12 protein-coding genes are annotated in these 13,970 nt (G+C 53.4%); all 12 read left to right on the top strand.

The window, feature by feature from the left end:
* Positions 1 to 206: 206 nt before the first annotated feature.
* The 12 genes from MKZ24_RS16135 (at position 207) to MKZ24_RS16190 (ending at position 13,956) form a co-directional block, all read left to right on the top strand.
* Positions 207 to 1,217: an ABC transporter permease gene (locus MKZ24_RS16135; protein ID WP_197072953.1), complete on the top strand. Its 1,011-nt coding sequence runs from the start codon at positions 207 to 209 to the stop codon at positions 1,215 to 1,217.
* 30 nt (positions 1,218 to 1,247) lie between these two features.
* A complete protein-coding gene (locus tag MKZ24_RS16140) occupies positions 1,248 to 2,147 on the top strand; it encodes an ABC transporter permease (RefSeq protein WP_340784531.1) in 900 nt (299 codons plus the stop codon).
* Between the two features lie 146 nt (positions 2,148 to 2,293).
* A complete protein-coding gene (locus MKZ24_RS16145; RefSeq protein ID WP_197072952.1) occupies positions 2,294 to 3,898 on the top strand; it encodes an ABC transporter substrate-binding protein in 1,605 nt (534 codons plus the stop codon).
* Positions 3,899 to 4,043: 145 nt separating this feature from the next.
* Positions 4,044 to 5,327, top strand: a complete 1,284-nt coding sequence (locus tag MKZ24_RS16150) for a M20 family metallopeptidase (RefSeq protein WP_042237766.1) — start codon at positions 4,044 to 4,046, stop codon at positions 5,325 to 5,327.
* Positions 5,328 to 5,353: 26 nt separating this feature from the next.
* A complete protein-coding gene (locus MKZ24_RS16155) occupies positions 5,354 to 6,331 on the top strand; it encodes an ABC transporter ATP-binding protein (RefSeq protein WP_042215690.1) in 978 nt (325 codons plus the stop codon).
* Positions 6,328 to 7,290 carry an ABC transporter ATP-binding protein gene (locus MKZ24_RS16160; protein ID WP_340784541.1) on the top strand — a complete coding sequence of 321 codons (963 nt, stop codon included), beginning with the start codon at positions 6,328 to 6,330 and terminating at the stop codon, positions 7,288 to 7,290. The genes MKZ24_RS16155 and MKZ24_RS16160 overlap by 4 nt, the downstream gene beginning before the upstream one ends.
* A gap of 273 nt (positions 7,291 to 7,563) precedes the next feature.
* The gene (locus tag MKZ24_RS16165) at positions 7,564 to 8,592 is read left to right on the top strand and encodes an acyltransferase family protein (RefSeq protein WP_340784544.1); all 1,029 of its coding nucleotides are present in this window, start codon (positions 7,564 to 7,566) and stop codon (positions 8,590 to 8,592) included.
* Positions 8,593 to 8,691: 99 nt separating this feature from the next.
* Positions 8,692 to 9,117, top strand: coding sequence for a hypothetical protein (locus tag MKZ24_RS16170; protein ID WP_052416594.1), 426 nt, complete (start codon positions 8,692 to 8,694; stop codon positions 9,115 to 9,117).
* Between the two features lie 298 nt (positions 9,118 to 9,415).
* On the top strand, positions 9,416 to 10,150 hold the full coding sequence (locus MKZ24_RS16175) for a FadR/GntR family transcriptional regulator (protein ID WP_340784547.1): 735 nt from the start codon (positions 9,416 to 9,418) through the stop codon (positions 10,148 to 10,150).
* 8 nt (positions 10,151 to 10,158) lie between these two features.
* Positions 10,159 to 11,343, top strand: coding sequence for a M20 metallopeptidase family protein (locus tag MKZ24_RS16180; protein ID WP_340784549.1), 1,185 nt, complete (start codon positions 10,159 to 10,161; stop codon positions 11,341 to 11,343).
* Positions 11,344 to 11,366: 23 nt separating this feature from the next.
* The gene (locus tag MKZ24_RS16185; RefSeq protein WP_340784552.1) at positions 11,367 to 12,947 is read left to right on the top strand and encodes an ABC transporter substrate-binding protein; all 1,581 of its coding nucleotides are present in this window, start codon (positions 11,367 to 11,369) and stop codon (positions 12,945 to 12,947) included.
* Positions 12,948 to 13,038: 91 nt separating this feature from the next.
* The gene (locus tag MKZ24_RS16190) at positions 13,039 to 13,956 is read left to right on the top strand and encodes an ABC transporter permease (protein ID WP_042237754.1); all 918 of its coding nucleotides are present in this window, start codon (positions 13,039 to 13,041) and stop codon (positions 13,954 to 13,956) included.
* Positions 13,957 to 13,970 lie beyond the last annotated feature (14 nt).

The following is a 13,970-nucleotide window of genomic DNA, read 5'->3' on the forward strand; positions in this document are numbered from 1 at the left end:
AGAGGTGTTGATAGTGCACAATCGACAAACGGTTGTGCTTTTTTTTAGCTGAACGGGACGTAGAGTGGTGGTCAAATTCTATGTAGAATTAGCACAACTACTAAAGAGGACAAGGAAACCGCACAGTACCTGACATGGGAAGCGCGTTTCCGTCAACAAGAATGTCACAGCATGGATGGCACAGAAGCCGTAAGGGGGTTGATTCATTGTTTGCTTACACATTAAAAAGACTTGTGCAGATGATTCCAGCCTTGCTAGGTATTATCGTCATCACCTTCATTCTCTCAAGAGTGCTGCCGGGTGACCCGGCGATCATGCTGGCCGGAGAGCAGGCTCCGGAGGAGATTGTGGACAAGATCCGTCAGGATATGGGGCTCGACAAGCCGCTGTATATCCAGTTCTTCACTTACATCGGCCAATTGCTGCAAGGCAATATCGGCTATGCGTATCACACCGGACATACGGTAGCCAGCGATTTGGCTTCGCGGTTCCCGGCCACCATTGAGCTGACCCTGGCCAGCATTCTGATCGCGGTTCTGGTGGCGATTCCCGTCGGGATTGTCGCAGCTACCCGCAAAGAATCGTTTCTGGATCACATTTCACGGGTGTTCTCGCTGATAGGTGCATGCGTGCCGATTTTCTGGCTGGGCCTGATGTTCATTTACGTCTTTTATTCCATCCTCGGCTGGGCACCGGCACCGATGGGACGGATCAGCGGAGACTTGAATCCGCCGGTGCATATCACCGGGCTGTATATTCTGGACAGCATTCTCTCAGGTGATACCGCTGCACTCAAAAGCAGCCTCTCGCATCTGCTGCTTCCGGCTATCTGCCTCAGTACCGGCACGATGGCGATCATCGCCCGAATGACCCGTTCCAGCATGCTGGAGGTCGTGGATCAGGACTTCGTCCGCACCGCCCGGGCCAAAGGGCTGCGGGAATCAGCCGTCATCTACAAGCATGCGCTCGTCAATGCACTAATACCAACCTTGACCGTTCTCGGTCTGCAATTCGGCTTTTTGATGGGCGGCGCGGTCATTACGGAAACGATCTTCTCCTGGCCGGGAATCGGCGGCTATGTCACTGACTCCATTCTGGCTGCGGATTATGCGCCGATTCAAGCCTTTACTCTGGTCAGCGCAGTGCTCTACTGCGGAATTAACCTGGCGGTAGACCTGATCTATGGCTTCATTGACCCGAGAATCCGCTATGAATAGAACAGCATGTGTGAGAGGAGGAGATTGCTTGTGAGCACTGCAGCACATTCAGCACAGGGCAGTCCGGCCAAACCTGCTGCGGCGGTAAAACCCAAAACGTTGTTGTCCCTGCTGCTGCATAACCGTCTGGCTGCCCTGGGGCTAACCTTTATTCTGATCTGGACCGTGGTAGCCATTATCGCACCCTGGCTTGCACCGCATGATCCTTATGTAACGGATATGGCGAACAAACTCCAGGCGCCTTCGAGCAGCCACTGGTTCGGAACCGATAACTTCGGGCGTGATATTCTCAGCCGGGTACTGTACGGTGCGCGGATCAGTATCTGGACCGGCCTGATCGCCGTCTCGATTTCCTTTGTCATCGGTGTGCCGCTCGGCGGAATTGCCGCATATTATGGCGGCCGTACAGGCACCATCATCATGCGGCTGATGGATGTACTATTGTCCTTCCCGTCACTGGTCTTGTCCATGGCGATTGCCGCTTCGATTGGTGCAGGTCTCAGCAGTGCGATGATCGCCGTGGGGATTGTCGGCATCCCGGAATTTGCCCGGCTGATGTTCGGGCAGACCGTCTCGCTCCGTGAGAAGGAGTATATAGAAGCCAGCCGGGCGATCGGCGTGAAGAATACAGTCATCCTGTACCGCCACATCCTGCCGAACGCCCTGGCTCCACTGATGGTTCAGGCTACGCTCGGGATGGGCTTCGCCATCTTGACCGCTTCCAGTCTCAGCTTCCTCGGGCTTGGCGTCAGACCCCCGATTGCCGAATGGGGAGCGATGATTTCTGAAGGCCGGGAATACATTATTTCCGGGCAATGGTGGCTGGTTACTTTTCCAGGGTTGTCCATTGCCACTTCCATCTTAGGCTTTAACCTGCTCGGAGACGGTTTCCGGGACGTTCTTGATCCGCGGTTGCGTTCGGGTAAATAAGGCGGAGCAGGGGATCACTCCTCCGAAGCTCCGCAGTATCCCGGTAAATATAGATCACAGCTTGCCGGAGCTGTTGCGGCAGGGTGATCACAAGCAGCACCAGTATTACCAGTGCAGGCAGGATATAGAAAAGGGAGGAACTACTGATGAAAAGAGTTAAACTATTGTCCACACTCGTCGCTTTTTCAGTCATGCTTGCCGGATGCGCCAGCAGCGCCAATCCGCAGACACCTGCTGCCACTACGGCAGCTTCAGGAACTACAGGGACGGCTGCTCCTGCTGCCAAGTCAAATCTGACGGTTGCTTATTCCGAGGGCGGCACTACGCTCGACCCCGCAGAAGCTAACGATTTGACCTCCGATACACTCGTGCTTGCCGCTTATGATCAGCTGGTCACCTACGGCATCAAAACCGAAAATGGCGCAAGCATCGCCAACACTGAAGACATTCAGCCCATGCTGGCAGAGAGCTGGGAAGTGAACGCCGATAACACGGTGTACACCTTCAAGCTGAAATCCGGCGTGAGCTTCCAGAGCGGCAATCCGGTGGATGCCGAGGCGGTTGCGTATTCTTTTGACCGCGTGGCTAAATCAAGCTCCGGCAGCTTCCTCTACGGAATGGCGGCGATCAAGACAGTTACAGTCAAAGACGCTTCCACAGTTGAAATCACACTGACTAATGCCAATCATAATTTCCTGCAGATTCTCGCGATGTACACCTTCTCTATCGTGGATCAAAAGACTGTAGAAGCGCAGGGTGCTGACTACCTCAAAACGAATGCTGCCGGTTCCGGCCCGTTCACGCTTGAGAAGTGGGACCCGGCGACCGAAGCGGTCTTCACCGCTAATGAGAGCTACTGGCAGGGTGCGCCTAACCTCAGCAAAGTAACCCTGAAATTCACCAAAGAAGCCTCTAACCGCGTACTGCTGCTGGATAAGGGCGATGTAGATATGGCGATCGAGATTCCTCCGAAGGATGTTGCCTCCCTGAAGAGCAACACGGATCTGACCGTCGCCTCCAATGCGAGCAACCGGATTCTGTTCTTCGCAATGAACAACAAGGTTAAACCGTTTGACAATGTAAAAGTCCGTCAGGCGATCAACTATGCGATTCCTTATGAGGAGCTGCTGAGCGGGGTAATGTACGGCCAGGCCAAGCAGATGAAGAGCTCTGTGGCGAGCAACACGCCGGGCTTCACCGATGCAGGCTACGTTTACGAGCACAACCTGGATAAAGCTAAAGAGCTGCTGACAGAAGCCGGCTATCCGGACGGATTTACCTTTGACTTCACACTCGGTTCAGGGTTCGATGACTGGGAGGATGATGCGGTCCTGATTCAGGCAGAACTGGCCAAAATCGGTGTGACCATGAACATCAACAAGCTGGCCCGTGCCCAGTTCCTGGAGCAGCAGAAGACGAACAACCTTACCTCCTATATTTCCAAATGGACATCATTTGTCAATGATCCAGGCTACCACCTCGGCTTCCTCCTGTACGGCAAAGGCTCTTCCAACTACATCAACTATTCAAATACTGAAGTAGACAAGCTGTGGGATGAGGCGAACCTGGAGACAGACGCAGCGAAACGGACGGCACTCTATGAGCAGGCACAGGAAATCATTACAACCGAAGCGCCTTGGGCTTATCTGTACGAGTACAACCGCATTGTCGGCATGAGCAACAAGATCAGCGGTTACGCCTTCTATCCGGATGAAGTCATCCGTTTCTATCCGCTTTCGATTACAGAATAAGCAGGTTTGGCAAAAAATGCTGAAACGGTACCGTCCTAACAAGGACGGTACAGCCGTTTCTACTTGCTCTTCTTTTTCACAAATTCATACAACCCCACGCCAGCCGCAGGGCAGGTACCAGGGAACGTAAAGGAGAATCACAACCATGACTGACTGGAAAAGCAAAGTGCTGGCGGCGATTGATGCAGAGCAGGATCAGCTGCTGGAGCTGTGCTCACAACTCATCCGTTTTCCCTCGGAGAATCCCCCGGGCGATTCGCGCGAGATCAGCGCTTTTATCATTGATTATTTGAAGCAGGCTGGCATAGATACAAGTATCCATCCGGCAACCGATACGATGCTGAATCTGGTGTCTACACTGGGTACAGGGGCTGAACAGCCGTCCGGCAAAAACCTGATCTTCTGCGGACATACGGATGTCGTGCCTGCCGGAGACCGATCGCGCTGGGATTTCGATCCGTTCTGCGGAGATATCGTTGACGGCTATCTGCTGGGCAGAGGGGCCTCCGATATGAAAGCCGGCCTGGCCGGGCTGATCTATGTGACAGCGCTGCTGTCGAAGCTGGGCGTTCCGCTGGGAGGCGACTTGTCCCTCCTGATCGTGCCGGACGAAGAAACCGGCGGCCACCTGGGTGTGCCTTGGGTGCTGGAACGCGGCTTGATCAGCGGAACGGCAGCAGTTATCGCCGAGCCTTCCGGTCCGCTGAACCCGACGATCGGGCAAAAGGGCAGCTGCTGGTTCGAATTCACCGTCGAAGGCACGCCGGGCCACGGCAGCCTGTCGCCGGTTGTCGGCGACAGCGCGATTGTCAAAGCAGCCAAGGGCATCGAGGCCTTGCAGCGTCTCTGGGATATCAAAGTCGATATTCCAGATGAAGTGAAGGAGATCATCCGCATCTCGCAGGATTATGTGAAGGAGCGCGAACAGGACGGCTCGATCGCCTATCAGGTATTCGATCATGTGACGGTGAATATCGGAACGATCCAGGGCGGAACCAAAGTAAATGTGGTGGCGGACCGCTGCACGATCCAGGTCGATTCCCGTGTACCGTTCGGCGTAGACTACCGTGATGTGCTTGACCGTGCCCGTTCCCTGCTGCTGGAGGCAGGCATTGAGTCCGAAGTGAAGGGCTTCGGCTTCCAGGGCAATGCCAACTGGACCTCGAATGAGGAGCCGGTCGTCAGTGACCTGGTGGAGAGCATCTGTGAAGTCAGCGGGGAAGAAGCTTACGGGGTGCTACAATGGGCGTCCAGTGATGCCCGCCATTTCCGGACGCATAACATACCTGTACTGCAATACGGCCCGGCTGAGCTGTCAACGATTCATAACTTTAACGAGAAGGCACCGGTCTGGCAGATCATCCAATGTGCGAAAGTATATGCCCTGACGGCACTTAAATATCTGGGCGTGGAAGATACAGAGAACTGAATGATTAATTTGTGGGAGGGGCAATTATGACAGAACTGCTGGAAGTATCAGGGCTATGCACCGAATTTCAGACAGCGGCAGGCACGATCCGCGCGGTGGACGGCATCAGTCTGTCAGTGCGCAAAGGTGAGACGCTGGGGATTGTCGGCGAATCCGGCTGCGGCAAAAGTATCACCTCCCTGTCGATCATGCAGCTTCTGCCCAAACGGATTAGCCGGATTGCCTCCGGCCACATCAGGTTTGAGGGCAAGGATATGCTGGAGATGTCGATGAAGGAGGTGCGGGGTATCCGGGGCAACCGGATTGCGATGATTTTTCAGGAGCCGATGACCTCGCTGAATCCGGTATTTAAGATCGGCCGCCAGATTTCTGAATCTGCGCGCTACCATTTGAAGCTGAGCAAGAAGGAAGCGGCGGAGCGGGCGGTGGAGATGCTGCGCAAGGTTGGGATTCCCCGGCCGGAAAAGATCGCGCAGCAGTATGCCCATCAGCTCTCCGGAGGCATGCGCCAGCGGGTAATGATCGCGATGGCGATGGTCTGCAATCCCCAGCTGCTGATTGCGGATGAGCCTACAACGGCACTGGACGTAACCATTCAGGCACAGATCCTTGATCTGATGCGCGAGCTGCAGGAGAAGGAGGGCATGTCCATTCTGATGATTACGCATGATCTTGGCGTAGTGGCCGAGATGTGTGACCGGGTCGTCATTATGTATGCCGGTCAGATCGTGGAAGAGACGGATGTAGCTACCTTGTACAGCAATCCGCTGCATCCGTATACCCGGGGGCTGCTGGCTTCCCTGCCTCAGCTTGCGGGTGATGAGGACCGGCTCAGCTCCATCCCGGGCCAGGTGCCGAATCCGGCTAACCTGCCGTCCGGGTGCCGGTTCGCGCCGCGCTGTCCGGTTGCTGTAGAGCGCTGCAGTGAGAAGCTTCCGGAGCTGCTTGAGGTGCAGCCGGGCCACACATGCCGCTGTATTCTGCAGCAGGAGGGAGTCATATGAGCACAATCCTTGAAGTCCGCAACCTGAAGAAGCATTATCCGATCCGCAAAGGCTTCTTCTCCAAGCAGGTCGGTGCTGTAAAAGCCGTAGATGGAATTACGTTATCCGTACAGCAGGGGGAGACGCTTGCGGTGGTCGGTGAATCCGGCTGCGGCAAATCCACCACCGGCCGGGCCATCCTGCGGCTGATTGAGCCGACGGAAGGCGAGATTATGTTTAACGGCACCGATGTGCGCGCTCTGAGTACTGAACAGCTGCGCAGGTTCCGTACCGATATGCAAATGGTGTTCCAGGACCCTTATGCTTCACTCGACCCGCGCTGGACCGTCCAGCGTATACTGGAGGAGCCGCTTCGTACACACGAGTCCGCTCCGGCCAGTGAGCTCAAAAGCCGGGTAGAGCAGCTGATGGAGGTGGTGGGCTTGTCCCCCTATCAAGCCCACCGCTTTCCCCATGAATTCTCCGGCGGCCAGCGGCAGCGGATCGGGATTGCCCGGGCGCTTGCACTGAATCCTAAGTTCATTGTCTGTGACGAGCCGGTATCTGCACTGGATGTCTCTATCCAGGCCCAGGTGCTGAATCTGATGCAGGATCTGCAGGAGCAATACGGCCTTACCTATATGTTCATTTCCCATGACCTGTCCGTTGTGAAATTTATCAGTGACCGCGTGGCAGTGATGTACCTCGGACGGATCGTCGAGCTGGCACCGACGGGGTCACTGTTCGCGAAGCCGCTGCATCCCTATACGCAGGCGCTGATGTCGGCAGTCCCAGTGCCGAGTCCGGGAGTGAAGAAGCAGCGGATTGTCCTGACCGGTGACGTTCCGAATCCGGAGACGCCGCCGAGCGGCTGCGCCTTCCATCCGCGTTGCCCCTATGCCATGGACCGCTGCAAGAGTGAGGCTCCGGTGCTGCGCGAGCTGGACTCTGGCCACCAGGTCTCCTGCCATTTGTATTAATGCATATAATGTAGAGTTAAGGGCCATCCGGCAGCGGGTGGCCCTTGCTGTGCGCGGGTGAGAGTCAGACTTTAGCCCTAGTATGGCAAGCCGAAACAGATACGAGTGTCATCTAGGAGCAGCGCCTTATTTTCTACGTTGTTCGTCCGTTGTTAAGTGCCATTCTTTTCAGAAACAACACTGAAATATTTCATTTAAAATTGAAATAAATAATTAACCAACCTATAATTATAATTAAATAACATCTGAAATGGGAGGAGATGGAAGGGGAAAGTGAAAAAAAGACGTGAATTATGGATTGATGCGGCCAAGGGCTTCAGTATTATTTTTGTAGTGATGGGCCATTCCGGCGATGCGGCAACGAATCATTATTTGTCCTGGTTCCGGATGCCGTTGTTCTTTCTGCTAAGCGGGCTGGTGTTCAAACCGGTCGATCCCGGACGTTATCTGGGTTGGGCGGCGAAACGGACCAAGGGACTGATGACTCCCTATTTTGCCTACGGTCTCCTGATTGCGGTGGTACTGCTGCTGTTCAGCTTCAATATACGGGGATTCGCGGAAAATATAGCGAGGCTGCTGTACGGGGGGCTGTCGCTGACCGGTCCTTACGGGGTGTTCTGGTTCATCACCTGCCTGCTGTTTACGCAATTGCTCTTTGGATACATCGTCAGATATTCCCGCAGAACACAACTTCTCCTGATCACCTCCGCCTACCTTGTCTCCCATTTGATCTCCCTGACCGCGCTTAAGAACTTCAATCTTCCCTGGAACATCGATGTTGCACTGCTTGCGGTTACTTATTATGCACTCGGGTTCTATGGCAAACAAGCCATTCCTACGCTAATCAGCCGCTATTCGGCCTTGCTGGTACTGCTTCCTTTGTCTACACTTGTGCTGCTGCTGGAACGGACAGGTGTCATTCATTACAGTCTGAATATGAAATACAAAGAATATGAGTCGCTGGTGCTGGATCTGGCTGTTCCGCTGCTGATTTCCTTGTCGATCTGTGCGGCGGTGTACCAGCTTGCAAGGCTGATTCCGCTGGGCTGGATGGGCAGCCTTGGAAGGAATACCATCACCATTATGTATCTGCATCTGCCTTTGAATTACAGCCTTAAATATCTGCTTGGTGCGGATTACGGGCTGGTACCCTTCACACTGATTGGAGTGGTTCTGCCGCTGCTTATCGCCAAGTGGACTGAGCGCTACCCGGTATTGTCGAAGCTCTATCTTGGAAAAGGTACAGGCAATACTCCGGCAAACCGGCACGGCAAGGCTGCATCTGTCTCTAGTAATGGATGAATCTGCTGCATAAATAGGCAAAGCTATTGATAGAAGTGCACAAGCTCTTTTTCATAATGTTCATATACTTTAGTAGAACATGATAAGGAGTGATACAGCATGGTTAAAACGCTTTTGGATTATAATGCATCGGTAGTTACACCGATTACTAACGGGGTTTCCATTCCGGTTCCGATTTCTCCGGCTGGCGTGCAGATTGCAGGAACGTCGGTTTATATCGATCCGGCGGTTCCTGCCCATTTCCCGAATAAGGTAGAGCTCAAAGCAACAATCGGCGTAAACGTTACGCTGGATACCCCGAATATCCTGGTGCGCATCTGGCGTGCAGGCTTCGAAATCTTTTATGCACGGGCAGAGTACGAGGATTTCTTCAATGACGACGGCATTATCTCGTTGCATATGGTAGATATCAACGTTCCGGCCGGTGTCCAGAACTATCAGCTGATTGTTGAGAATCAGGATGCCAACTCTACGGCTGTTGTGGTTGGACCCGTTATTTTCAGCGCAATGGCCATTGGAGGCTAAGCCGGCAGCTATTATAGATGCTGATGTTGAATGAAACCTACGAACAAACAAGGTGTCCAGAGCCGATGTAGGCTGCTGAGACACCTTTTTATTTCGCTCATTTGCTTTACTCTTCAATGTTATCTTTTATCACATTCCGGTTAAAACTTATATTTTTATTTAAATTTGCGTTATATATATTGACACGGGGCTGGGCGGATCGTATTATTACCCTAATAAATATCTTTTTTTTGATCTTTTTAAAGGTCTAAGGTTTGAACCATATAACATTAGTGCTGATGAAATGGAGTGTGAATGAATGCAGCTTCAATTTCCATTGCAATTCGAGAAAGTGAACTCCAAAAAGGTAAGTGATTTTATCCTCGAACAATTAGAGGAGGCTATTATTCTGAAGGAGCTGCTCTCTGAGGAGCAGCTGCCAACGGAGAGGGAGCTTGCGACAATCTTTAATGCCAGCCGGCTGGCAGTACGTGAAGCGCTCGGGCAGCTTGAAGCCAATGGGCTGATTGAGAAGCGTGTGGGTGCCAAAGGCGGAACCTTTGTCCTCCCGGTTACGATGAACTCCCACCGCCGCACGAAAAAAGAAATTGAGCGGGAATGGGACAAGATGCTCAAGGTATTCGAGTTCCGAATGCTGATTGAACCGGAGGCAGCCTTTCTTGCAGCCGGGCGGATTACACCGGAGGAAGTGGAACAGCTTCAGGAGCTTTTGGATATGAGCAGAGCTGAGGATTGTCCGCGGGAATTGTTCCGGGCGCTGGATGTGAAGTTCCATCTGAATATCGCGAAGTCTTCCAATAATCTGTATTTTGAAAAAGCGGTTCGCCAAATCCGGACGCAGATTAATCCTGCACTCGATCTGATGCCGTATAACCATGAAATCCGCTCAGTAAACTGTGAAAACCACAGTCTTCTGCTTGAAGCTATTCAGGCCAGGGATGCCGGGCTGTCCAAAGAAATTATGCGTCAGCACATTGCCAAATCGGCGGAAGCTATTTATGCAAGGGTTTTTGACGGAGGAGAGAGGGGGTAGCGCGAGCAATGTCCATGGATCATATTCTGAGCCTGGCACAAGAGCTGGGCAGTCGGCTTACCGGCTGGCGGCGCGATTTACACCGGCATCCCGAACTGGGGTACCAGGAAACGCGGACAGCAGCAATAGTAACAGAGCATTTGAGGAATCTTGGGCTTGAAATCACCACACAGGTTGGCGGTACAGGTGTTGTCGGACTGCTGCGGGGAGAACAGGATGGACCGACCATTGCCCTTCGGGCTGATATGGATGCTCTGCCGATTCAAGACCTCAAGGAAACCGAATACCGCTCACAAAATGCGGGTGTGGCCCACTTATGCGGACACGATGCGCATACCAGTATGCTGATGGGCGCTGCAGAGCTGCTTACCGGTCTGGGGAAGCCGCAGCATGGGAATATTAAATTCATCTTTCAGCCGGCGGAAGAAGGACTGGCGGGTGCCAAAGCGATGATTGACGACGGGGTGCTTGAGAACCCCAAGGTCGATGCCATTGCCGGCATTCACATGTTCCCGGGTCTGGACACAGGCACCTTCGGCGTTTCCAAGGGGGTAGCCTTTGCTTCGACGGACAGTCTTAAGCTCAAGATCATCGGCAAGGGAGGACATGCCGCCCGTCCGCAAGAAGGGATAGATGCAATAGCTGTATCCGCCCAAGTAATCTCGGCGCTCCAGAACATTCCGAGCCGGATGGTTGATCCGCTGGAACCGGTCGTAATTACCATCGGCACAATCAGCGGCGGCTACATGGGGGCAGCTCTGGCCCCGGAAGTCGAGATGGTAGGGACGGTGCGTACGTTGTCCGCAGGCGTTCGTTCGCAATTGCCGAGCCTTATTGAGCAAGTGGTTTCCGGAGTGTGCAGCTCCTTTGGAGCGGGCTACGAGCTGAGCTATGGCGAAGGCTATCCGATCGTGCTGAACGATGAGGATATGGTAGATCTGATGACAGAGACCAGTGAGCAGCTGCTGGGCAGAAAGGTATGGAATTACATTAAGCCATCCACAGGCGGCGAAGATTTTGCCTTTTATTGCGAACAGGTTCCTGGAGTATTCTTCCGGCTGGGGTCCGGGAATGCTGACGAGAGCACACGTTACCCGCTGCACCATCCGAAGTTTGACCTTGATGAAACGGCCCTTCCGTACGGGGTTGCGATGTTGTCGGCGATCGCCTTGAATTTTGTGAACCGAACCTAGAACAGATACGAGGAGTGGAAGAGATGACAAAGCGTAAATGGACTTCAGGCTTGTTAACGTTTCTGGTAGCGGCAGTGGTGTTATCCGGCTGCGGAGGTAACAATGCGACTGGCGGGAATACGGCACAGAGCGCGGCACCTGCAGCAGGCAGCAATACTGCAGAACAGGGCAGTAAAGTGCTGACGATTGCTAATATCACCGATATTGAGAGCTTTGATCCGCACAACAACAACAATACGGTCAGTGAATCGGTGCTGGTCAATGTGTTCGACTACCTGCTCAAGAATGACAGCGAACAGAAGAAGGTGCCTGGACTGGCCACCTCCTGGGAGCAGGTGGATGATACCACCTGGCGTTTCCACTTGCGTGAAGGCGTGACCTTTCATAACGGAGATCCGTTTACGGCCGCAGACGTGAAATATACGATTGAACGTGTAGCCAAGGACAGTGCGCTCAAGCAGAACTCATATTTTAAAAACATTGTTGAAGTAAAGGCAGTTGATGATCTGACCGCCGACATTATTACTACCGGGCCGGACCCGCTGCTCCTGAACCGTCTCTCGAAGATGGGCGCAGGCATTCTGCCTTCCAAGTACATTGAAGAGAACGGCATTGATGCCTTTCTGAAACAGCCGGTAGGTACAGGTCCTTACAAGTTCAGCAAATGGACCAAGGATGATCGTGTAGAGCTGGTGAAGAACGATAATTATTTCGATGGGGCGCCAAAATGGGATGAAGTTGTGTTCCGTTCCATTCCGGAAGCTTCTACCCGTGTCTCTGAACTGCTCGCCGGAGGAATCGACATTGCTGCCGGAATTCCATCTACCGATGTAGCCCGTGTGGAAGATGCTGATCGTAAACAAATTGTTAAAGCGCCTATCCAGCGGGTACTGCAGTTGATCCTTCGTCAGACTGAAGGCAGCCCAACCGCCGATCCGAAAGTTAGAGAAGCAATTGATCTGTCGATTGACAAGCAAGGGATTGTAGACAGTATTGCCGGCGGAGCCGGTATTGTCACCCGTACCTCTGTAACTCCAGGTAACTTCGGAGCGGATGCCTCTCTCTACAAGCAAAGTTTGTATGATCAGGCCAAAGCCAAGGAATTGTTGAAGGAAGCCGGTTATGCTGAGGGCAGTCCGGAGCTGACGATCTCCGTATCCTCGCAGTACAAAGAGTACTCCGAAGTCGTGGCCGCCATGCTGGAGCAGACAGGATTCAAGGTCAATCTGGATGTGCTGGAGCCGAGTGCATTCAGCGAGCGTTACAGCTCGAAGTCCTTTAAAGAAATCTTCATGATCGGGATCGGCAACTCCCTGTTCGATGCCTCCAACAACTACAATCGTTTCCTGGCGGAAGAGGCGAAGGGTGAGACGGATTACAATAATCCGGAGGTCGAGAAGCTCCTGCAGCAAGCACTGGTGAACATGGACCCCGCCTCGCGTGAAGAACAATACAAGCAGGTGCAGCAGATTCTGGCGGATGACCGCCCAGCTGTATATTTGTTCCAGATGGAAGGAATCTACGGGACTAATGACCGTGTGACCTTCACACCGAGAAGCGACGAAATGTTCTTCGCAGAGGAAATCACGCCTGCTAATGAATAGATGCGATAAGAGCGGCGGGAACCTGGACTTCAGGTTCCTGCAGTTCTTTCATGAAGAAGTCAAGCTTGGCTGAGGCTGGAGGTGAATCAACTTGCTAAAATATATCGTCAAATCTCTGTTGCAGGTCATCCCGACCTTACTGATAGTCTCTCTGATCGTGTTCGTGCTGGTCCGGGTTACAGGTGATCCCGTAGCGCTGATGCTGCCGGAGACGGCAACTGCCGCGGACCGGGCGGCATTGACCCAGGCGCTGGGGCTGGATCAGCCGCTCGCGGCCCAATACATCAAATTCCTGGGCAGTGCACTGCAAGGGGATTTCGGCAATTCGTTCCGCTATGGGGAATCCGCGCTGCCGCTTGTCCTTGAGCGGCTGCCGGCCAGCTTCGAGCTGGCTGCCGCTGCGATGCTGTTCGCTGTTCTGATGGCGATCCCGCTCGGTATAGCTTCTGCGGTGAAGCGCAATACGTTCACCGATCTGATGATTTCCGGGGTCTCGGTTATTGGCAAGGCGATGCCGAACTTCTGGATGGGCATCATGCTGATTCTGCTGTTCTCGGTTATTCTCGGGGTACTGCCGGTATCCGGGCGGGGAGGATTTACCCATCTGGTGCTGCCTGCGTTCACACTGGGCGTGGGGCTCGCGGCACAGATGACCCGGCTGATCCGTTCGAGCATGCTGGACATTCTGAACCAGGACTACATCCGCACCGCGCGCAGCAAGGGCATACAGGAGCTGCTGGTTGTAGGCAAGCATGCTTTTCGCAATGGAATGATTCCTGTGGTGACGATTATGAGCCTGCAGTTCACCAGCCTGATCGGCGGAACCTTGATTACAGAGACGGTATTCGCCTGGCCGGGCCTTGGACAGCTGCTGGTCGTTGCAGTGAATACGCATGATATGGCGATAGTACAGGCAGCTGTTTTTGTGATTGCTTTTATTGTGGTAGTTACGAATATTCTGACCGATGTAGCCTACCGTCTGCTCGATCCGCGGATTAAATACAACTAGAAGGGAGGAATGTG

It is taken from the genome of Paenibacillus sp. FSL R7-0297 (assembly GCF_038009025.1).
In the GTDB taxonomy this organism is placed as follows: Bacteria; Bacillota; Bacilli; order Paenibacillales; family Paenibacillaceae; genus Paenibacillus_AQ.